The following is a 21534-nucleotide window of genomic DNA, read 5'->3' on the forward strand; positions in this document are numbered from 1 at the left end:
TGAACACAAGGAACGCACATTACATACCCGCGAATTTTTCCACGTTCGTCACATGAGGCCCCAAGAACCGCTCCGCCAACTGTGCGAACAGCACCGGATCCCCTGTCGATTCAAATGTCCGAACTGGTGTGGAATCCTCGCTGGCCAGCATGTCTGCCATGCTCAACGTTTTAAAAACGTCCTTCGCAGTTTCTTCTGCCGACGACACCAACGTGACGCGATCGCCCATCGCCAGCTGAATCACACCCGTCAGCAACGGGTAATGGGTGCACCCGAGCACCAAAGTATCCACGCCTGCGGCTTGCAGAGGTTCCACATATCCTTGCGCAACCCCCAAGATCTGCCGGCCCGACGTTATGCCACGTTCTACAAAGCTGACAAAACTTGGGCACGCCTGTGCATGCACCTCAACCGAGGGGCTCGCCGCAAATAGTTCTTGATACGCCCCCGACTTAATGGTGCCTTCTGTACCAATCACACCGATTTTTCCGTTGCGGGTTGTTGAGACAGCCCTGCGCACTGCGGGAAGAATCACGCCTAAGACGGGGACGTCGAAACGCTCCCGAAGGTCCCGCAATGCCGCCGACGTTGCCGTGTTGCACGCAATCACGATCATCTTGCAGCCACGACGCACTAATTCCTCGCCGATAGCCAGCGACAACTCCCGAACTTGGGCGATAGGCTTTGGCCCATACGGACTGTTAGCGGTATCTCCGATATAAATCACCGACTCGTTGGGCAGCTGCTCCATAATCACTCGCGCAACGGTCAGTCCGCCGACACCAGAATCGAAAATCCCAATCGGTGCGTTATTCACTGCAATTCCTTCCTACGCGGTTTCGGATCATCCGACGAAATAGCAGCCCCCGCCACTACCCCGCCAACAGCCCCAAACAGGTGTGCCTGCCACGACACCCCAGGCTCCAGCGGCAGCACACCCCACACCAAGCCGCCATACATAAACGCCAAGACCACGCCTAGCGCCGCGTGTGCGAGGCTGCGATTAAAAATTCCTCGCACCACAAGATACGCCAGCCAGCCATAAATCATTCCCGATGCACCAATATGGCTTGTACCGATCCCGCCGAAAATCCACGTGCCTAAGCCGCCAACCACAGCGACGATAAACGCAACCTCCCAAAACGCCCGCTTGCCAGACAAACCGACGAAGAACGCGAAGATCGCGCCGGGAACAGTATTGGCCATGAGGTGGGCTTGGCTGCCATGGATGAATGGCGAGGTGAAAATATGCCACACGCTGGGGATATCTAGCGGATGGATGCCGAGGATCTGCGCTAGGTAGCCGCCAAAGAAGACGATATTGACAATGTGGACGGCCCAGATTGTTATGACGTAGCCGAGGGCTGCAAGCACGCCTGTTTTCATTCGACCACCGCGATTTCCGATAGTGCTGTCATCCCGTATGCCGATGTTGCGTTGACCACTGCGGACACGATTGCTTGGGCTACCACTTCCGCCGCTGCGCGCGATAGCTGTGCCAGCGTATCGACGTCCACACCAGCGCCGTCACCCGTCGAAATAGCAAACAGCGTGTCCCCGTCCAACGGCGAGTGGGCAGGTCGAATTGCCACAGCAATCCCGTCGTGGCCGACCATGGCGAGCCGTTGCGCTTGTGCTTTGGTTACCGGCGCATCAGTGGCGATCACACCAATGGTCGTATTGAGCTTAGTTTCTAGGCCCTTGAGCTGGGAGAACTTCTCCGGATCTACGCGCACGTCAGGATCAGCCCACAGGCGGCCGCTGCGTGGATCCACCACGGAACCCACTGGATTGGCCACCACACCAGCGGCAACCACATAATCCCCCACGCGTTGCGACGCCTGCCCAAACCCGCCCCTGAGCACACCTGCGGTAGCAGCGCAGCCAGCACCAACCGAGCCCACTGCGGTGGCCGAACCGCCATCGAAAGCATCGTGGACTGCTGCTTCACCATCGGCAGCCGTTGGCCGGTGGTACGGATCCCCTACTAGTAGATCGAAGATCACAGCCCCTGGCACAATGGGCACGCTTACCCCACCGGGCACGGGGAACCCAATGCCACGCGAATCGAGTGTGCGCATCACACCATCCGCGGTGGCAAGACCAAACGCTGATCCACCTGATAGCACCACGGCATGGACTCGCTGCACTGTGTTGTGCGGCTCCAACAGATCTGTTTCTCTCGTACCTGGTCCGCCACCGCGAACATCTACAGCGCCGATTGCAGACTCAGGCGTTACGACCACGGTGCAGCCCGTATCGCCAAGGCTGCGGTGGCCGACGAGCACGCCGAGGACGTCGATAAGCCCGCCCATTAATCTAGCGACCCCATCATTGCCGTGAGCAGGGATTCCTGTGCAAAAGCAAGCCACTCGACGAGCGCGTCACGATCTTCCGTATCCTGTACCTCACTCGAAGCTAGGTACAGGCGAATGTCGTTGAGGCCAGCCACCCACGCTTGGGCTTCCTCCTCGGTGACGGTGACAAACACACTGCCGTCCGGCCCGAGCGCTTGGCCAATGGTTTGCAGGTTGGCGAGCTTGGCGCGCGTGATGTCGTTTTCGTGAAGACTTCGCAGCAACGAATTATCACCGTCGAATTCTTCATCGCCTTGCATCTCAAAATCTGGTAGCAGCCGCGCAAGACCTGGGTCTTCCGGTGCCTCAGTATGCCCACCACCCATGCCAGTTAACTCTGCCAGCTCGTCTTTGGGTGCCGACTGTGCTCGCGAAATAAGAACTTCCGATATGTTGGCCGCTAGGTTTCCCAGCACTTCCCGCTCAATTGGCTCGAGCGTACATTGATACCGAGCCCCCTTGAACAGGCCTTTTTTCTTTTTCCAGGCTTCCACGCCGGTTTGTCCTTTCCTAGCCGCCTTGCTGCATTGTGGCCCAAAGACCTGCTGTGTGCAGCTTTTTCACGTCGGCTTCTACTTTGTCTCGCTCACCAGAAGAAACCACAGCTTTGCCTTCGGTATGCACTTGCATCATCAGCTCTGTGGCTCTCTTCTTGCTGTATCCGAGAATTGTTTGGAACACATAGGTGACGTAGCTCATCAGGTTGACTGGGTCGTCCCACACGATGCACATCCACGGCAGATTCTCACTGGATGCCACTTCGACGGCCATTTCCTCATCAAGAGAGGGGGTAGCCATGGGTGAAGAAAGCACCACGTCAGGGGCATTCACGTTATTCGTCGCGCCATACATAGTTCACCAGCCTAGTAGGTATTGCCACCGTCACGTTGTTTCGGGGGCTAAGCTGTGAGTCGTGACTCATAATCAATCCACTGCGCTTCTCACCGACATGTATGAGCTGACCATGTTGCAGTCAGCGCTTGCCGACGGCACCGCAGAGCGCCAATGCACTTTCGAGGTCTTCGGTCGACGTCTTCCTAACGAGCGCCGCTATGGCGTTGTCGCAGGTACGCCCCGTGTACTCGAAGCTGTTCAAAACTTCCGTTTCACCGAAGCTCAGCTTGCCAGCCTGACATTCCTCAACGACACCACCCTCGAATACCTGCGTAACTACCGCTTCGCAGGACATATCGACGGCTACCGCGAGGGCGAACTGTACTTCCCACATTCCCCCATTTTGACCGTTCGTGGCACCTTCGCCGAATGCGTGATCCTCGAAACCGTCATCTTGTCCATCATGAATGCAGACTCCGCCGTGGCAACTGCAGCAGCTCGCATGGTCACCGCCGCCGATGGCCGTACCATTATCGAGATGGGTTCTCGTCGAACTCACGAATACGCAGCTGTCACTGCAACCCGTGCAGCCTATCTTGCAGGTTTTAGTGCTACTTCCAATTTGGAAGCCGTGCACCGGTATGGCATTCCAGGTTCTGGAACGGCGGCCCATGCGTGGACGCTTTTGCATGTTAACGAGGATGGCACGCCCAATGAGAAGAGTGCTTTCGAGTCTCAGGTGAAAGCCCAGGGCACTGGGACTACTTTGCTCATCGACACCTATGACATTGCTCAAGGTGTGCGCAATGCAATCGAGGTGGCTGGCCCCGAGCTCGGCGCAGTACGAATCGACTCCGGCGATCTTGGCGTGATGACCCGTAAGATCCGTCAAGAGTTGGATAATCTTGGTGCTCATAACACTCAAATTGTGGTGTCCTCCGATCTTGATGAATATGCCATCGCTGGTCTTCGCGGCAATCCAGTCGATGTTTTTGGTGTTGGCACATCTGTTGTTACTGGTTCCGGCGCTCCTACTGCTGGCATGGTGTACAAACTGGTGGAAGTCGATGGCAATCCTGTTTCTAAACGCTCCCGTGGCAAAGGAATGCTCGGTGGCGCTAAGCGTGCAGCCCGTACTCACCGTGCGTCTGGAACCGCTGTGGAAGAACTCGTGTTCCCTTATGAACATCCAGTCCCCCAGGTTGGCACTCTCACGTCGGTAGAGCTCACCATCCCACTCATGCGTGATGGCGTGGTCGTGGAGGGGCTTCCTACTTTGGAAGAATCCCGTGCTTACTTGGCCCAGCAACTCGTCACCATCCCTTGGGAAGGATTGGCTTTAAGCCGAGACGAACCTGTCTTGGCAACTCGCCATGTGGGATTCGATCAGTAACTTTTAGCTGCCACGCCGTACCATATTCGGCATGAGCTCCGTTTCCCCATTGGTAGTTTCCACTGACGAACTTCTCAGTGCAGCTGTTGCTGCATTGGGAGGTTCTACGCGTAAAGGCCAAGTTTCGATGGCCAACGCCGTGACCAACGCTTTGGAAACGGAACGCCATTTGGCTGTTCAAGCTGGGACCGGCACGGGCAAGTCGCTTGCTTATTTGGTTCCGGCAATTCGGCATGCGCAAGCCACCAACACCACAGTCGTTGTTTCTACAGCAACGATTGCCTTGCAACGCCAGCTCGTTGACCGCGATCTGCCACGTCTGGCGGACGCTTTGGAGCCTTTGTTGGAGCGTCGCCCAACCTTTGCCATCATGAAGGGTCGTGCGAACTATCTTTGCATGAACAAAATTGCAGCAGTTGAAGGCCCAGAAGATGCTCTGATTGATGAAGAAGACATCTCGTGGTTGGGAAAGCACGTTGCTCGTATCCACGAATGGGCCAATGACACCGAAACCGGTGATCGCGATAGCCTCGAACCGGGTGTTCCTGATTTGGCGTGGCGCCAAGTCAGTGTTTCTGCTCAAGAATGTATTGGTGCTTCGCGTTGCCCTCATGGTGAAGACTGTTTTGCGGAACGAGCCCGCAAAAAGGCACATGAGGTAGATGTGATCGTAACCAACCACGCATTGCTGGCGATTGATGCTTTGTCCGAGGTCAATGTATTGCCCGAGCATGATGTTGTGATCGTGGATGAGGCTCATGAGCTCGACGGCCGAATCACAGCAGTGGCAACCAATGAAATCGGTGTGACAGCGTTGTCGATGTCTGCACGACGCGCCGGCAAACTCGGTGCTAATGGCAAAGACGAAAAAGTCGTTGACATCGCTAAAGAGTGGGAAGACGAGATGTTGACCATTGAGTCTGGTCGCATTACTGATCTTCCCGATTCGTTGCGGTCCCAGCTGGTATCCCTTCGCGACGCTTTGTGGTCCCTGCGCGATCAAGTCAGCCACGCTCCCGACGGCGAGGCCGCAAACGATCCTGAACGGCATGCCGAACGCATGTCCCTGTCTAATCACCTGAACGACCAGCATGATTCCGTCGTCCGTATTTTGGAGGTGTTCGAAGCCGAAGACCCCAGCACTCACGATGACGTAGTGTGGGTCATCCACGATGAGCGTCGAGGCGTCATGCTCAAAGTCGCCCCACTGTCGGTCGCCGGTTTGCTGCATACGCGCCTTTTCGGTGAAAACACTGTGGTCTTGGCCTCGGCTACGTTGACCATCGGCGGTAATTTCAATGCCATGGCTGCTAGCTGGGGTTTGCCTAAAGGAACATGGGATTCCCTCGATGCCGGTACGCCTTTTGATCCAGCAAAGTCGGGCATTTTGTACACGGCGCGCCATCTCCCCGATCCAGGGCGTGATGGGCTGTCTCCGGAAACACTCGACGAAATCTACAATCTGATTATGGCGGCGGGCGGGCGCACTTTGGGATTGTTTTCTTCTAAACGCGCAGCTGTTCAAGCTACCGAAGAGATGCGCAAGCGCTTGCCCTTCGATGTCCTGTGCCAAGGCGATGACTCGACGGGGGCCTTGGTATCGCAGTTCTCCAAACAGGAAAACACCTGTTTGTTTGGCACATTGAGCCTCTGGCAGGGAGTAGATGTTCCTGGTAAATCGTGTTCCTTGGTGATTATCGACAGAATTCCATTTCCACGCCCTGATGATCCGCTGTTGCAAGCCCGAAAGGAAGCAGCTGATGCCGATGGCCGTAACGGTTTCATGGAAGTTGCTGCTACGCATGCGGCGTTGCTCATGGCACAAGGTGCTGGCCGTTTGCTGCGCCACGTCACTGACCGCGGAGTCGTCGCAATTTTGGATACCCGCATTGTAAAGAAGCGTTACGGTTCTTTCTTCTTGTCCTCTCTGCCTGCTTTTTGGCGCACAACAGATTCTTCTGTAGTCCAAGGCGCTTTGAAACGATTGGTGCAAAAGTAAAATGTGGCCAACACACGACCTTCCCATTCTGAGTAACAAGTCGCTTATCTTGCGAAAACTCCAGATCGAAGACACACCTCGTTTAGTTGAGCTGGCCCAAGATCCAGCTATGCGTAATTTCACAACAATCCCCTCCCCTTTTACTGTGGAAAACGCCCTAGAGTTCATTTCTTCTAGTTCAGTTCCCACCGATTCTCTTGTTCGATGGGCAATCGCGACTGCGGATAAGCCCAGCATCTACCTAGGCACTATCGAGCTGCGTGCGCAGTCCCCCATTTGCGTCGATATTGGTTATTCACTTCACCCCCACGCCCGCGGCCTCGGCATTATGCCGAAGGCTGTAAGGCTAGTAAGCAACTACGCGTTGTCAGTCGGATTTCACCGCGTCGAAATTAAAATACGTACTTCAAATGTTGCCTCAAGACGTGCTACTGAGCGCGCTGGAGCAACTTTCGAAGGTATCGCACATAAAGCCGAACTTCATCGCGGTTCCATCTATGATTTAGCAATATACTCGATCACTTCTTAAGTTACCCCCATTTGTTCGAATGCTCTTTCGGGTGTCAAGTCCCTGCGATACACTCGCAACCACCATGAACAACCAGGGGGCTACACATCATGAACACCACAGGAGAAACCACACAACCGTTCTACAGTCACTGCGACATGAACGACCCACTTTGCCGCGCCGAACGACTACGCATCCAATTCGACTACTACCGCTGGCACAGCCTACAACCCGATGACAACGACGACGTTGACACCTACACCGCAGACATCGCCACCCGCATCGGCAAAACCCAACGCTACGTCTGCGACCACCTCGACGCCATCTACTACCTCACCCAACTCCCACAACTCCACACCCTCTACCAACAACTCTGGCACCTCGACGACACCCGACTTATCACCATCACCAGAATCATCTCCGCACTACCTACCACCTACTATGACGCCATCGACACCCACCTGACACGCTGGCTCACACCCACCCAACCAGCACAAACCATCCCCAGTACCAGGGCCATTACCCGATTCCTACGCAAAACCATCACCCACCTCGGCTACCACCTCGACAACACCCGAAAACCAGAACAATACGTCTACATCTACGACGCCGGACACGGACTCGCAGGCATCGACGCCCTCATCCACGCCGGTGTCGCAGAACTACTCGAGACCACCTTGCGCAATATCAAAAAGACTCATAGCTGCGATGACTCCACAGCCCTGCAACTTCTCCTAGAAGATAAAACCAGTGTGGTGATCAACCTCTATGACACCGGCACCGGGATCACCTACACCCCGCAGGGAACAGCTCTGCCTCAGGTGCCTGAGCATCCTGTTATTCGTGTGCTCGGTGACGCTGATGTGGCTGTGTCGACTGGTTATCGGTTTACAGAGGCAATGCGTAGGTTTATTCAAGGACGTGATGGGGTGTGTCGTTTCCCTGGTTGTGGGGTGCCAGCACAGTGGTGCGATATTGACCATGTTGAAGAATATGATCTCGGTGGGGTTACCGGTGCGGTTAACGCTCAGTGTTTATGTCGGCATCATCACAATGTGAAAACGTCTCGTCGGGTCGATTGTGAGATTGGTGCCGGTGGTGTGGTGACGTGGCAGATCGGTGATCGTAGGGTGGTTACCACACCGGAAGGGGTGCTAGCGGGGCAAACGTTTAGGCAACGCAGAGAAAAGAAAATCAAAAAAGCGGCATAGGTAACGCCACAACCGTCAATGAGCTAGGAGCAACTTCTGTAAAACCCGCATCAATCACATGAACAGCACCCGGCTGCTCTGCTGCTTTACGGAACACATCAGAATCAACTTCCCGCACGCTCAGGCGGTAGCCTTGGTCTGCCCAACGCTCAACCCACTCAAAAGGTTGCGCTGCGGCAAGAAGCATCGACCCATGCCCAACTTGGGCTGCCGTTTTGCCTACAGACATGCCCAAACCACGATCCACATACAACACCGGCCCCTCAGTGGGATCGGCAGGCGAATCAAAAGGAACATCGGTATGAGAAATCTGCAGTTTCTTCAACAACGGATCCACCGAATCCACAGGCCCCGGCACAAAAGCACGAGCCTCCGCGGAACCAGAAACCGAAGAAACCCCTGGGAGCGTCGTCACGCGTTCCCACGCAGCGTTCCTACCACGGCGCGCCACCTTCCGAATCCGATGGTCATACCACTGCTGCAATCGGTTGCCATACCACTCATCTGTCACTGATTCCTCACTCAAACAGCAAGCAACAACCGCTTGAGCTGCAGCCTGCAAAATCTCGGAACGGGCAGGAGGATCATTCTTCGGAATATGAAGAGCAATCTGCATGGCCTGAACAGTAGGGTTTTCTTCCGTCCGCGACATCGACCGCAAACGGTCATAAGCAATACGTAAATTACTCATGCGCTTCCAAAGGAACGCGACGAGACTCCCCATCAGCATCGATTTCTTCGCGCGTGATGCCCAACATATAAAGGACCTCATCAAGGAAAGGAGTATTAACCGAGGTGTCGGCGACTTCTCGCAACGCTGGTTTCGCATTAAACGCAATGCCCATGCCTGCAGCCGAAATCATGTCAATATCATTCGCACCATCACCAACAGCAACAGTCTGATACATCCGAAGCCCAGAATCCTCGGCAAACTCACGCAGGAACTCTGCCTTAGCCGCACGGTCCACTACCTTACCGATCACGCGGCCCGTCAACTTGCCGTCCTCGATTTCCAAGGTATTTGCCCGAACATAATCAAGATCCAAATCCTGGGCAAGATCTTCCAAAACTTGGATAAATCCACCCGAAACCACAGCCGTCTTATAGCCCAAGCGCTTCAGGGTGCGAATCGTGGTACGCGCGCCAGGGGTAAGCACAATATCGCGAGCAACCTCGTCGATAACAGAAGCGTCCAACCCAGCCAACGCCTTCACACGCTCACGCAGAGATTCCTCGAAATCAAGCTCGCCGCGCATCGCACGCTCGGTGACCGCCGCAACTTCTTCTTCCCTACCAGCATGCGCGGCCAACATCTCAATGACCTCACCAGTGATCAATGTGGAATCGCAATCAAAACACACCAACCTCTTCGAGCGGCGCTGCAAACCAGCGCGTTCGATCACGATGTCAACGCCCAACTCGGTTGTCAAGGCAGCCAGCGCCTTCCGCAACGGCTCTGCCGCACCGGGGGCAGGATCCGCCACAGTCACGCGCAGCTCAAGACCGGTAACAGGGTAATCCGAAATCCCTCGAATACCATCAATGTTGGCACCAAAATCAGCCATAGTCTGACCGATCTTCCAAATGTCCTCAGCACCAACAGGATTACCCAAGATCACCACAACGTGGGTCGAACGAGGGCGTGAAACCTCAGTGCGAGACTCCACCGAAAGCGAAACAGACTGACCGTGCACACTCAACGTGTCGCGAAGCCCCTGTTCAACAGAATCGATCATCGAGGCTTTGATTCCGGCATAAACGGCAATGCTCAAAAATCCACGGAACTTTGATTGTTCCACGTCCAAAATCTGCACATTGTTCGCAGAAAGAACACGGAAAGTTGCAGCAGTAACACCATGGCGGTCAGCGCCAGTCACCGTAATAACAACTGGGGTGAGGTCTTGGCGCAACGGCACTGAAGTTATTGGAAGAGTCACCTCGCTATTGTTGCATGATTTGTGACTCATATCCCATTAACACCCCTGTACTAGGTAACACAAAAACGAGGACCTAGGAAAACTTAGGTCCTCGTTCAAAGTCAGAAAGCGATCAGATTATCGCTTGTTCACTGGCTCAGTGGTGTCCAATATGAGCCTCGCGGCGCATGCGCTCCACCATGTGTGGGTAGTGCAGCTCGAAGGCAGGACGCTCGGAGCGGATACGTGGCAGCGACGTGAAGTTGTGGCGTGGAGGAGGGCAAGAGGTAGCCCACTCCAAGGAGTTGCCATAACCCCATGGGTCGTCGACAGTAACGATCTCACCGTAGCGGTAGGACTTGAACACGTTCCAGATGAATGGGATAACCGAGACACCAAGCAAGAAGGAGAACACGGTAGAAATCTGGTTCAAGGTGGTGAATCCGTCAGACTCGAGGTAGTCGGCGTAACGACGTGGCATGCCCTCGTTACCAACCCAGTGCTGAACCAAGAAGGTGCCGTGGAAGCCAACGAAGGTGATCCAGAAGTGGATCTTGCCCAGACGCTCATCCAACATACGGCCGGTCATCTTGGGGAACCAGAAGTACACACCAGCGTAGGAAGCAAATACCACGGTACCGAAGAGGGTGTAGTGGAAGTGTGCAACCACGAAGTAGGTGTCAGAGATGTGGAAGTCCAGTGGTGGGGATGCCAGCATAATACCGGTCAGACCACCGAAGAGGAACGTCACCAAGAAGCCCATGGTCCAAGTCATCGGGGTTTCCCAAGAGATGTGACCGCGCCACATGGTGCCCAACCAGTTGAAGAACTTCACACCGGTTGGAACCGAGATGAGGAACGTCATGAAGGAGAAGAATGGCAACAGGATTGCGCCGGTAACGAACATGTGGTGTGCCCACACAGCCATCGAAAGCATACCGATGGACAAGGTTGCAAAAACCAGACCGATGTAGCCGAACATTGGCTTACGTGCGAACACTGGGATGACCTCGGAAACGATGCCGAAGAATGGCAGTGCTAGGACGTACACCTCTGGGTGGCCGAAGAACCAGAAGAGGTGCTGCCACAGGATGGCACCGCCGTTACCTGGATCGTAGATGTGTCCACCGAGCTTGCGGTCGTACATAACACCCAAAGCTGCTGCGGTGAGCAGTGGGAAGATCAGAAGAACGATGACGGAAGCAACGAAGATGTTCCAGCAGAAAATTGGCATACGGAACATGGTCATACCTGGTGCACGCATGCACAGGATGGTGGTGATCATGTTCACGGCGGAAGCAATGGTACCGACACCAGTTGCACCCACGCCGATGATCCAGAAGTCGCCGCCCACACCTGGGGAGTGGATGGAGTCAGCCAAAGGCAGGTACATCGTCCAGCCGAAGTCTGCTGCACCACCTGGGGTGAGGAAGCCTGCCAGCATTGCGACGACGCCGATCTGGGTAATCCAGAAACCAAAAGCGTTCAAACGTGGGAATGCCACGTCAGGTGCGCCGATCTGCAATGGCAAAATATAGTTAGAAAAGCCCCACACCACTGGCGTACCAAAGGCCAGCAGCATGATGGTTCCATGAAGGGTGAACAGCTGGTTGAACTGCTCGTTAGACAGGAACTGAAGTCCTGGGCTGAAGAGCTCGGCACGAATAAGCAGAGCCATCAAACCACCAACGAAGAACCACACGAAGGACATGACGATGTACATCATGCCCAGTAGTTTGTGGTCAGTTGTGGTCAGCATCTTCCACGCCAGCGTTCCCTTGCGGGCACCACCGGTTGGTGCGGGCCTTGTTGGCTCGGCATAATTTTCGAGCCTCGGCGCCACAGCGGTCATACGATCCTCCTGACTTGTGGGTACCTCATACCACGGCGGGTATGAGGTGACCAGATTTACACTGTGACATCTTATGGCAGGCTATGGCACTAATCCAGCCACTACCCTAGAACCACGTTTCACACTATTAACATTGCAAACTGTGATCCAGCAGTCAGGGAGGCGTCGTAACGCCTTTGTGCTGGAGTTTCCCCCTCAATGTTAATTATTGGGTGACTATCGCCACATTTTTTGGGCGAAAAGTCAATTTTTTGAGTCCAGCAATGTGACCCTGATTTCACCCCCACCCGCGATCAACCTAAAGGTTGAACAAAGAAAACCGCTGCACAACTAAATTAGTTGCACAGCGGTTTTCATGGAATTAGAAATCCCAGTCGTCGTCCGTGGTGTTCTCAGCCTTGCCGATCACATAGGAAGAACCGGACCCTGAGAAGAAGTCGTGATTCTCATCAGCGTTCGGCGACAGCGCAGAAAGAATTGCCGGCGAAACACGGCACTCGTCCGCCGGGAACAGTGCCTCGTAACCCAAGTTGTTCAACGCCTTGTTTGCGTTATATCGCAGGAAGCGCTTGACGTCTTCGGTCCAGCCAAGATCGTCATACAAGTCCTCGGTGTACTGGATTTCATTGTCATAGAGATCGTAGAGCAAGTCGAAGGTGTACTCCTTCAGCTCCGCCTGGCGCTCTGGAGTTTCCTTACGCAGCGCCTGCTGGAACTTATAGCCAATGTAATAGCCATGGACCGCTTCATCGCGAATAATCAAGCGAATAATGTCCGCGGTATTGGTAAGCTTGGCGTGGCTGGACCAATACATTGGAAGATAGAAGCCGGAGTAGAACAGGAAAGACTCCAACAAGGTGGATGCAACCTTGCGCTTCAGCGGATCATTGCCCTCATAGTAAGAGAGGATGATCTTCGCTTTCTTCTGCAGGTTTTCGTTTTCCTCAGACCAACGGAAGGCGTCGTTAATTTCTGGCGTGGACGCAAGAGTCATAAAGATATTGGAATAGCTCTTTGCGTGAACACTTTCCATGAAGGCAATGTTTGTATACACGGCCTCCTCATGAAGAGACACGGCATCCGGAAGCATCGACACAGCGCCAACGGTTCCCTGAATAGTATCCAGCAATGTCAGGCCAGTGAACACGCGCATGGTGGTCTGCTTTTCCAGATCATTAAGGGTGTTCCAGCTCTTAATGTCGTTAGATACTGGGATTTTTTCTGGAAGCCAGAAGTTACCGGTCAGACGATCCCAAACTTCAAGATCCTTCTCATCTGGAATGGAGTTCCAGTTAATAGCCGCTACCGGCTTTGGATGAGATTCAAAGTATGCGTTGTACGTAGTCACAGGTTGTTACACACTCCTTTTTTGGCAAGTCTTTTTGAGCTTACACCACCGACCCAAAATGTGACTTTCGACACACTTTATGGTCGGTGGTTTGGTTTGGCTATGTTTATTGGCGACTGGTTTCCATTTGCGGGCAAACGTGGCATATCTCACCACATCTAGCCACTCAACCAGCTCACTTAGACAAACGCAAAGCAATTATTCGAGCTGAAAAATTTTCAGTTAAGCAAGGGAACCCAAACACAAAAACCCCAGTTATGCTGGGCTATCTTAAGCTGACAGTTCCTTAGCGGACTTTTAGCATTAGTGGCATGAGCATCAACGATAAGCTGGCAGCAGCACTAAACGACCAAATCACCGCCGAGTTGGAAGCCTCCATGGTTTACCTCCAGCTCTCCTACATCTTGGATGATCTTTCCCTTACCGGAATGAGCAGCTGGATGAAGAAGCAGCACAAGGAAGAGCTCGATCACGCAGCAGCATTTTCCAAGCATCTTCTGAACCGCGACTACCGCCCACAGATCGGCGACATCGCACCTCCAAAGCTCGATGCTGCTACCGCTATCGAAGCTTTCGAGGCATCCCTCGCTCACGAGCAGAAGATTACTGGCATGATCCGCGAACTCGCAGATCTTTCCATGTCCGTGAAGGACCACGATTCTCGCCCACTGATCGATAGCTTCCTGCAAGAGCAGATCGAAGAGGAAGCAACCGTGAAGGAAATCCTCGATCGTCTGCGCATGGCAGATACCGGCACCGGACTGCTTCGCATGGATGCCGAACTGGGAGAGCGTTAATCCCCTCCCCCAGCAAGCTTCTACGAAAAATCCCCCGCGAGGGGGATTTTTTTATAGCATGCAGGATACGCAACCCTCGACCTCGGTACCCTCAAGGGCAACTTGGCGGAGGCGAATATAGTACAGGGACTTAATTCCTTTACGCCATGCGTAGATCTGCGCGCGGTTGATGTCACGGGTTGTCACGTTGTCCTTGAAGAACAGCGTCAACGACAGTCCCTGGTCAACATACTTGGTGGCTACCGCATAGGTATCAATGACCTTTTCAAAGCCAATCTCATAGGCATCTTGGTAGTACTCCAAGTTGTCGTTATCCATGTGCGGCGCTGGGTAGTACACACGACCGATCTTGCCTTCCTTACGGATCTCAATACGAGAGGCGATCGGGTGAATCGACGAGGTGGAGTTGTTGATGTACGAGATCGAACCCGTCGGAGGCACAGCCTGAAGGTAGCGGTTAAACAAGCCGTCCTTCATGACCAACTGCTTGAGCTCTTCCCAGTCTTGCGCTGTTGGCACAACAATGGTGGAGTTTTCAAATAGCTCTTGAACCTTTGCGGTCTTCGGCGCAAAGTCAGCTGGATCGAAACGATCAAAGTAGCTGCCATCGGCATAGTCGGAAGTTTCAAAGCCTTCAAAACGCTGGCCGCGTTCCGCAGCAATCTTGTGAGAAGCGCGCAGGCATTGATACAACACGGCGGCAAAGTAGGCGTTGGTAAAGTCCAAGCCTTCTTCTGATCCGTAGAAGATATGCTCACGACCCAAGTAGCCGTGCAGGTTCATCTGGCCAAGGCCGATGGCATGAGCTGCATCGTTGCCCTTCTTAATGGATGGCACGGAATCGATAGAGGTCTGCTCGGACACCGCGGTCAAACCACGAATCGCGGTTTCCACGGTCTTAGCAAAGTCAGTGGAATCCATGGCCATAGCGATATTCATGGAGCCAAGGTTGCACGAGATATCTTCGCCGACATGCTCGTAGGTCAGATCGGCATTAAGAACTGATGGCGAGTTGACCTGCAGGATCTCCGAGCACAGGTTAGACATGTTAATCCGGCCTTCGATGGGGTTGGCGCGGTTAACGGTATCTTCGAACATGATGTACGGGTAACCGGACTCGAACTGGATCTCGGCGATCGTTTGGAAGAACGAACGGGCGTTGATCTTGGTCTTGCGGATACGCGGATCTTCGACCATGTCGGCATAGAGTTCGGTGACAGAGATATCCGCAAATGGCTTACCGTAGACGCGCTCGACGTCGTAGGGGCTAAACAGATACATGTCTTCGTTTCGCTTAGCCAGCTCAAAGGTGATGTCTGGGATCACAATGCCCAGCGACAATGTCTTAATGCGGATCTTCTCATCGGCATTTTCGCGCTTGGTGTCCAGGAAGTTCAAGATGTCTGGGTGGTGAGCATTCAGGTACACCGCACCTGCACCTTGACGTGCGCCCAGCTGGTTAGCGTAGGAGAAGGAATCCTCGAGCAGCTTCATCACAGGGATAACACCGGAAGACTGGTTCTCAATCTTCTTGATCGGTGCACCGGATTCACGCAGGTTGCTCAGCAGCAACGCCACGCCACCACCACGCTTGGACAGCTGCAATGCGGAGTTAATGGAACGTCCGATCGACTCCATGTTGTCTTCGATACGCAACAGGAAGCACGATACTGGTTCGCCGCGCTGTGCCTTACCGGAGTTAAGGAAGGTCGGGGTTGCCGGCTGGAAACGTCCGGTCATGATCTCGTCAACGAGGTTACGAGCCAGCTCGATGGAACCGTCGGCAAGCGTTAGTGCCACCATGCACACGCGATCTTCGAAGCGCTCGAGGTAGCGTCGACCGTCGAAGGTTTTGAGCGTGTACGAGGTGTAGTACTTGTAGGCACCCAAGAATGACTTAAAGCGGAACTTGTGCGCGTAGGCCTGCTTGAACAGGTCTTTGATGTCTGCAAAAGAGTACTTGTCCAGCACTTCTGGCTCGTAGTAGTTGTTTTCTACGAGGTATTCGATCTTTTCTTCCAGGTCGTGGAAGAACACTGTGTTTTGATTGACGTGCTGCAGGAAGAACTGGTTGGCCGCTTCGCGGTCTTTATCAAATTGGATTCGCCCGTTTGCGTCATAAAGGTTCAACAGTGCATTCAGTGCGTGGTAGTCGAGTTGCTCAGCGCGGGAAACTGGCTCAGCAACGTGCCTTCCCATGGATTGATTCACGAGACAAATCCTTACAAGATTGCTTGATGGATAGGGGAAAATTATTCAGTTATTTTTCAAGGCCTAGTGCTGCCGCGTTTTCTCGCAGACCGTCGCGCACTAGCCTGACATCTTCGTCGTTGCCCATGAGTTCAAATCGATACACATAGGGTACCGAACATTTCTGCGAAATCACATCCCCAGCTTTGCCAAAGTCGAGGCCGAAGTTGGAGTTTCCTCCTGAAATGACCGCGCGGATAAAACTGCGATTGTGTTCGTTGTTCAGGAATTTAATCACCTGAACGGGTACCGGCTTTGTGTTGTTTCCGCTTATCGACGCTCCCCCGCCGTACGTTGGGCACACAAGTACGTAGGGCTCGTCGATACGCAACGGGGCGTCGGACTTGGTCAGTGGGATGCGCTGGGACGGAAATCCCAGTTTCTCTACAAACCGTTTGGTGTTTTCGGTGGCCGAAGAGAAATAGACAACCAGCATTTCGCCGATATCCCTTCCTTTATATAGACATAAGGAAAGCCGCCGACGGAACAGCCCAGTTGCTGCCGTGGCGGCACAAAGTGGTGTGTGGCGCTACGCTACCTGTGCTGCCAAGGAGCTGATGCGCTCAGGACGGAAGCCCGACCAGTGTTCGCCGTTTGCTTCAACGACAGGTGCCTGCAGGTATCCGAGCCCCATGACGTAGTCGCGAGCCTGATCGTCGACGCTGATATCTACGAGGGTGTAATCCAATCCTGCTCGGTCGAGAGCCTTTTTGGTTGCGTTGCACTGGACGCAAGCTGGCTTGGTATACACGGTGATAGACATAGCGCAAACTTCCTATTTCTTAACAAATTATGAGATTACCGAGGCAACGAGATTGCTCTCGGCGACATGAAAAGACACTATACTTTGTGGTACTTTTCCGCAACCAGCACAATATCTAGTATCCCCGTTCGGCAAACCCCCAGCAACCAGGCGCGCCGGACCCCTACATGTTGAGGTTGGACCCAGCGGCGGCAAAATGAGCCGTTTCGTATATCCCCAGCTCGTCCACAACGCATCCACATAAGCCCAGCACGGGCGTTATCAGATTGTTATATTGGCGTTGCTGATAGGATCAGGACACGTGGACCACCGGCAAACATTCCTCTCTCGCTACGACACCGCGGCATGCAAAGCAGCACACGAAATCATCAGCTGCTACTCCACCAGCTTCGGCCTAGCCACAAAACTCCTGCGTGGTCGCATCCGCACAGACATCAGCAACCTCTACGCCATGGTGCGCATCGCCGACGAAATCGTCGACGGCACAGCACAGATGGCAGGCCTTGAACCCAACGCCGTCTCCCAGCTCCTCGACGATTACGAAGCAGCCGTACTTGCCGCCCCCACGCAGCGATTCCACGCCGACCCCATCCTCCACGCTTGGGCGCTAAGCGCTCGGCGCTGCAAATTTAAAACTGAACACGTGCAGGCATTTTTCACCTCCATGCGCAACGACCTGCACAAACAAAACTACGAGGCCGCCGAATTTAACGAATACGTCTACGGTTCCGCCGAGGTCATAGGCCTTATGTGCTTGGACGCCTTCCTCGTGGAACAACACCCCCGCCCGCATGAGCGCACCATGATGGAACACGGCGCGCGCAGTCTCGGCTCCGCCTTTCAAAAAATCAACTTCCTGCGCGACCTTGAAGAAGACACCCACGTCCTCGGACGCAACTACTTCCCACAACTAACCGGCGAGCTTACCGACGCCACCAAGGCCCTCCTCGTCGCCGACATCCGCACCGATCTCGCCGCCGCGTACCACTACATCCCACTCCTGCCTTTCGACGCCCGCGTCGGCGTCCAAGCAGCCGCAGACCTCTTCACAGCGCTGACCGACCGCATCCAGGAGGCCTCCGCAGTCGAAGTCACACACACTCGGATCCGTATTCCCAAAGCCCAAAAAATTGCCATCATCACCCGAGCCCCTTGGAGAGCATTACATGGCTAAACACGCAATTGTTATTGGCGCCGGTGTTGCAGGTCTTGCCACCGCCGGACTCCTGGCACGCGAGGGCTACCACGTGCGCGTCTTTGAAAAACTCGACGCCCCTGGCGGCCGCGCCGGCCAACTCACCGACAGCGGCTTTCGCTGGGACACCGGCCCCTCGTGGTATCTCATGCCCGAAGCCTATGACCGCTTCTTTGAGCTCATGGGCACCACCACCGAGCAGGCCTACGAGCTTGTCGACCTCCACCCCGCCTACCGGCTCTTCCCCGAAGGCTCACCAACACTCGACGTGGATAGCGGCGTGGGAAACGTCGCAACGCTTTTCGACGCCCTCGACCCCGGCGCCGGCAAAAAAATACAACGCTACCTCCGCAACGCCACCGACATGTACCACCTCTCCCTGCGACACTTCCTCTACACCACTTTTAGCAACCCCCGCGACTTCCTGCGCGCCGACATCCTTCGCCGACTCCCCTACCTTGCGCGACTCTTAAGCAGCTCACTTGATACGTGGGTACGCAACCGATTCCCACACCCCATCCTGCAACAAATACTGAGCTACCCCGCGGTGTTCCTCTCCACCCAGCCCACCCAAGCGCCCGCACTCTACTCACTCATGAGCCACACCGACCTTGTCGAAGGCGTACGCTACCCTCGCGGCGGATTCGCCGCCATCATGTCCGCCATCGAAAAAATCGACCGCGAAGCCGGCGTGGAGTTCTACTACGAACACGAAGTCACCGACATCACCATCGAATCCGGTCGCGCCTGCGGCATCACCGCCACCGGCCCCCACGGAACCTCCACCTTCAATGCCGATGTTGTCGTCTCCGCCGCAGACCTCCACCACACCGAAACTCGGCTGCTGCCACCCCACCTGCGCAGCTACCCCGAAAACTACTGGAGCAAACGCAACCCAGGCCTTGGAACCGTACTCATCATGCTAGGAGTGCGCGGGCACCTACCCGAACTAGCCCACCACAATCTGCTCTTCAGCAAAGACTGGGACCCCGATTTCGCCGCCGTCTATTCCGGGCCACACCCCTCCCGCCCACTCGACGCATCACAATCCATCTACATCTCTAAAACCTCAGCAACCGACAGCGACGCAGCCCCCGAAGGACACGAAAACCTCTTCATCCTCGTGCCCGTCCCCGCCAACGATGCCCTCGGCCACGGCAACACCTACCACCACACCGCCTCCCTAAGAGTCGAAGAAATCACCCGCGCAACAATTGCACAGATCGCCACATGGACCGGTATCAGCGACCTCGACGAGCGCATCGTGGTCACCAAAACAATTGGGCCTGCCGACTTTTCCGAGCGCTACCACGCATGGTCTAGCGGTGCCATCGGACCGGCACATACCTTGATGCAATCCGCGTTCTTCCGAGGCAAAAACATGGCATCGAAAGTCAAAGGCCTCTACTACGCTGGCGGCACCACCGTGCCTGGTGTTGGAGTCCCCATGTGCCTGATCTCCGCAGAAAACGTGATCACTCGAATCAAAGCGGAATAGGAGCCCATTGCAGAGATAACAAAAAGACCGTCACCTCTTGGTGACGGTCTTTGAAGTTATAACACGAATTAGCCCTGACGAGCCTTGAAACGTGGGTCTTTCTTGTTGATCACATAGACCTTGCCGCGACGACGCACAACCTGAGCGCCCGGCTTGTTCTTCAGCGACCGAAGGGACTTACGGACCTTCATCGGGCGCTCCTTTCTTCTCCACGAAAGCCTTGAACGGGCTTTACAGTTTACGACGGCGAGACTCCAACAAAGTCTGCCATGACACGAGGGACAATACTATCCCATAGCACGACCAAATGCCAAACCGTGCCACTTGGTGCATAAGATTACACCATGACTACTTCCCCAATGCGCAACAACATCATCCACCGACTTGGAACTAAACCCACCATCGACCCCGCAACGGAAATCCGCAACCGCGTCGACTTTCTCACCCGTTACATCAAGCACTCTGGCACCAAAGGTTTCGTGCTAGGGATCTCCGGCGGACAAGACTCCACCCTCGCAGGCCGCCTCGCACAGCTCGCAGTAGAACAGCTACGAGAAGCCGGCTACCCCGCCAAATTCTGGGCAATCCGCCTCCCCTACGGCATACAAGCCGACGAAGACGACGCCCGCATCGCCCTAGAATTTATCCAACCCGACCACTGCGTGGTCATCAACATCAAAGAGGCAACCGACGCAGCCGCCCGCGCCACCGCCCAAGCATTGGGGCTTCACGACGTAGGCGACTTCAATAAAGGCAACATCAAAGCCCGCCAACGCATGATCGCCCAATACGCACTCGCCGGCGAAAAGAAACTACTCGTAATCGGCACCGACCACGCAGCAGAAAACGTCACCGGATTCTTTACAAAGTTCGGCGACGGCGGCGCCGACATCCTCCCGCTTGCAGGACTATCCAAACGCCAAGGCGCCGCCCTCCTAGAACACCTCGGCGCACCAGCATCCACATGGGAAAAAGTCCCCACCGCCGACCTCGAAGAGGATCGCCCAGCACTTCCCGACGAAGAAGCACTCGGCGTAACCTACCGAGAGATCGACGCTTACATCGAAGGAAACGAAGAAGTCTCACCCGAGGCACAACAGCGCATCGAGCACCTCTGGAAAATCGGCCAACACAAACGCCACCTCCCCGTCGAACCCGATGACACTTGGTGGCACTAGTAGCGCTCTGGTTCCTCCCCAAATACGAACGCTCGGCCAGACACCTCGCGGACGTCGATACGCACAAAGTTGTACTTCAACGTTGGCAGCCATGGTTTCAGGCCGAGCGTATCCGCATGTCGAGCCTCTTCAGTATCGCGAACCACATACGCATTACCCTTAAGGACCACCGACCAGCCCTCTGCATCATCAAAACGATCCACCTCAAACAACACATCAGAATTGAGGTTCACACTAAAAAGCTTGGTGCCTTCAGCCGTGCGGAAATACACCCGAGGCTGCTCAGCAGAATAATCAAGCACAAAATTTACGGGGAAAATATCGAGATCATCCTTGCGGTGCACAACAAGACGGCCCACCGACTCCGACGACAATCGAGACAACGAATCAGATGAATCAAGAATGGTAATTGGATCGCTCATAATCCCCATCATG

Annotated in this window: 22 protein-coding genes; 8 read left to right on the forward strand and 14 right to left on the reverse strand. The window is 54.6% G+C overall.

Annotated elements, in window-relative coordinates; all coding sequences use genetic code 11:
- Positions 1-19: 19 nt before the first annotated feature.
- From murI to clpS, 5 genes are read right to left on the reverse strand one after another with little or no spacing between them, the layout of a single operon-like run.
- Positions 20-817 carry a glutamate racemase gene (gene murI, locus AT687_RS08915; protein WP_014308629.1) on the reverse strand — a complete coding sequence of 266 codons (798 nt, stop codon included), beginning with the start codon at positions 815-817 and terminating at the stop codon, positions 20-22.
- Positions 814-1386 (reverse strand): rhomboid family intramembrane serine protease, encoded by a 573-nt coding sequence (locus AT687_RS08920; protein ID WP_014308630.1) that lies wholly within the window; start codon positions 1384-1386, stop codon positions 814-816. Before AT687_RS08920 ends, murI begins: the two co-directional genes overlap by 4 nt.
- The gene (locus AT687_RS08925) at positions 1383-2315 is read right to left on the reverse strand and encodes a P1 family peptidase (RefSeq protein WP_014319271.1); all 933 of its coding nucleotides are present in this window, start codon (positions 2313-2315) and stop codon (positions 1383-1385) included. Before AT687_RS08925 ends, AT687_RS08920 begins: the two co-directional genes overlap by 4 nt.
- A complete protein-coding gene (locus AT687_RS08930; protein ID WP_010935379.1) occupies positions 2315-2851 on the reverse strand; it encodes a DUF2017 domain-containing protein in 537 nt (178 codons plus the stop codon). The genes AT687_RS08925 and AT687_RS08930 overlap by 1 nt, the downstream gene beginning before the upstream one ends.
- Before the next feature lie 16 nt (positions 2852-2867).
- A complete protein-coding gene (gene clpS, locus AT687_RS08935) occupies positions 2868-3209 on the reverse strand; it encodes an ATP-dependent Clp protease adapter ClpS (RefSeq protein WP_003852614.1) in 342 nt (113 codons plus the stop codon).
- Positions 3210-3270: 61 nt separating this feature from the next.
- Between clpS and AT687_RS08940 the strand changes: the two genes are divergently transcribed.
- From AT687_RS08940 to AT687_RS08955, 4 genes are all read left to right on the forward strand, one after another.
- Entirely contained in the window at positions 3271-4584 is a 1314-nt protein-coding gene (locus AT687_RS08940) for a nicotinate phosphoribosyltransferase (RefSeq protein ID WP_003852615.1), read from the forward strand.
- Positions 4585-4615: 31 nt separating this feature from the next.
- Positions 4616-6583 (forward strand): ATP-dependent DNA helicase, encoded by a 1968-nt coding sequence (locus AT687_RS08945; protein WP_003852617.1) that lies wholly within the window; start codon positions 4616-4618, stop codon positions 6581-6583.
- A 1-nt stretch (position 6584) separates the two neighbouring features.
- Positions 6585-7112 (forward strand): GNAT family N-acetyltransferase, encoded by a 528-nt coding sequence (locus tag AT687_RS08950; protein WP_003852618.1) that lies wholly within the window; start codon positions 6585-6587, stop codon positions 7110-7112.
- A gap of 89 nt (positions 7113-7201) precedes the next feature.
- Positions 7202-8302, forward strand: coding sequence for an HNH endonuclease signature motif containing protein (locus tag AT687_RS08955; RefSeq protein ID WP_014318534.1), 1101 nt, complete (start codon positions 7202-7204; stop codon positions 8300-8302).
- On the opposite strand, the gene AT687_RS08960 is transcribed toward AT687_RS08955, so the two are convergent.
- From AT687_RS08960 to nrdF, 4 genes are all read right to left on the reverse strand, one after another.
- Complete coding sequence (locus AT687_RS08960) at positions 8286-8993, reverse strand: aminoacyl-tRNA hydrolase (RefSeq protein WP_014307215.1); 708 nt, start codon at positions 8991-8993, stop codon at positions 8286-8288. The two genes, AT687_RS08955 and AT687_RS08960, sit on opposite strands and share 17 nt — an antisense overlap.
- Entirely contained in the window at positions 8986-10269 is a 1284-nt protein-coding gene (gene serB / locus AT687_RS08965; protein ID WP_014307216.1) for a phosphoserine phosphatase SerB, read from the reverse strand. Before serB ends, AT687_RS08960 begins: the two co-directional genes overlap by 8 nt.
- Before the next feature lie 106 nt (positions 10270-10375).
- Positions 10376-12070 carry an aa3-type cytochrome oxidase subunit I gene (gene ctaD / locus AT687_RS08970; RefSeq protein ID WP_003852637.1) on the reverse strand — a complete coding sequence of 565 codons (1695 nt, stop codon included), beginning with the start codon at positions 12068-12070 and terminating at the stop codon, positions 10376-10378.
- A 361-nt stretch (positions 12071-12431) separates the two neighbouring features.
- A complete protein-coding gene (gene nrdF / locus AT687_RS08975; protein ID WP_014308636.1) occupies positions 12432-13418 on the reverse strand; it encodes a class 1b ribonucleoside-diphosphate reductase subunit beta in 987 nt (328 codons plus the stop codon).
- Positions 13419-13729: 311 nt separating this feature from the next.
- Here nrdF and AT687_RS08980 point away from each other — a divergent pair, with 311 nt between their 5' ends.
- Positions 13730-14215, forward strand: a complete 486-nt coding sequence (locus AT687_RS08980) for a ferritin (RefSeq protein ID WP_003852640.1) — start codon at positions 13730-13732, stop codon at positions 14213-14215.
- 51 nt (positions 14216-14266) lie between these two features.
- On the opposite strand, the gene nrdE is transcribed toward AT687_RS08980, so the two are convergent.
- From nrdE to nrdH, 3 genes are all read right to left on the reverse strand, one after another.
- Positions 14267-16414 carry a class 1b ribonucleoside-diphosphate reductase subunit alpha gene (nrdE, locus tag AT687_RS08985; protein WP_014308637.1) on the reverse strand — a complete coding sequence of 716 codons (2148 nt, stop codon included), beginning with the start codon at positions 16412-16414 and terminating at the stop codon, positions 14267-14269.
- 61 nt (positions 16415-16475) lie between these two features.
- Entirely contained in the window at positions 16476-16901 is a 426-nt protein-coding gene (nrdI, locus tag AT687_RS08990) for a class Ib ribonucleoside-diphosphate reductase assembly flavoprotein NrdI (RefSeq protein ID WP_010935389.1), read from the reverse strand.
- Between the two features lie 93 nt (positions 16902-16994).
- Positions 16995-17228: a glutaredoxin-like protein NrdH gene (gene nrdH, locus AT687_RS08995; RefSeq protein ID WP_010935390.1), complete on the reverse strand. Its 234-nt coding sequence runs from the start codon at positions 17226-17228 to the stop codon at positions 16995-16997.
- Positions 17229-17529: 301 nt separating this feature from the next.
- Here nrdH and AT687_RS09000 point away from each other — a divergent pair, with 301 nt between their 5' ends.
- Together AT687_RS09000 and AT687_RS09005 are read left to right on the forward strand one after the other, a co-directional pair.
- Complete coding sequence (locus AT687_RS09000) at positions 17530-18402, forward strand: phytoene/squalene synthase family protein (RefSeq protein ID WP_014319273.1); 873 nt, start codon at positions 17530-17532, stop codon at positions 18400-18402.
- A complete protein-coding gene (locus tag AT687_RS09005; RefSeq protein WP_014319274.1) occupies positions 18395-19921 on the forward strand; it encodes a phytoene desaturase in 1527 nt (508 codons plus the stop codon). Before AT687_RS09000 ends, AT687_RS09005 begins: the two co-directional genes overlap by 8 nt.
- 68 nt (positions 19922-19989) lie before the next feature.
- Here the strand turns inward: AT687_RS09005 and ykgO are convergent, their stop codons facing one another.
- Positions 19990-20112 carry a type B 50S ribosomal protein L36 gene (gene ykgO, locus AT687_RS09010; RefSeq protein WP_003852698.1) on the reverse strand — a complete coding sequence of 41 codons (123 nt, stop codon included), beginning with the start codon at positions 20110-20112 and terminating at the stop codon, positions 19990-19992.
- Between the two features lie 153 nt (positions 20113-20265).
- Here ykgO and nadE point away from each other — a divergent pair, with 153 nt between their 5' ends.
- Complete coding sequence (gene nadE / locus AT687_RS09015) at positions 20266-21099, forward strand: ammonia-dependent NAD(+) synthetase (RefSeq protein ID WP_014319275.1); 834 nt, start codon at positions 20266-20268, stop codon at positions 21097-21099.
- Here nadE and AT687_RS09020 read toward each other — a convergent pair.
- A complete protein-coding gene (locus AT687_RS09020; protein WP_010935394.1) occupies positions 21096-21533 on the reverse strand; it encodes a pyridoxamine 5'-phosphate oxidase family protein in 438 nt (145 codons plus the stop codon). The two genes, nadE and AT687_RS09020, sit on opposite strands and share 4 nt — an antisense overlap.
- Position 21534 lies beyond the last annotated feature (1 nt).

Source organism: Corynebacterium diphtheriae, from assembly GCF_001457455.1.
Classification (GTDB): Bacteria; Actinomycetota; Actinomycetes; order Mycobacteriales; family Mycobacteriaceae; genus Corynebacterium; species Corynebacterium diphtheriae.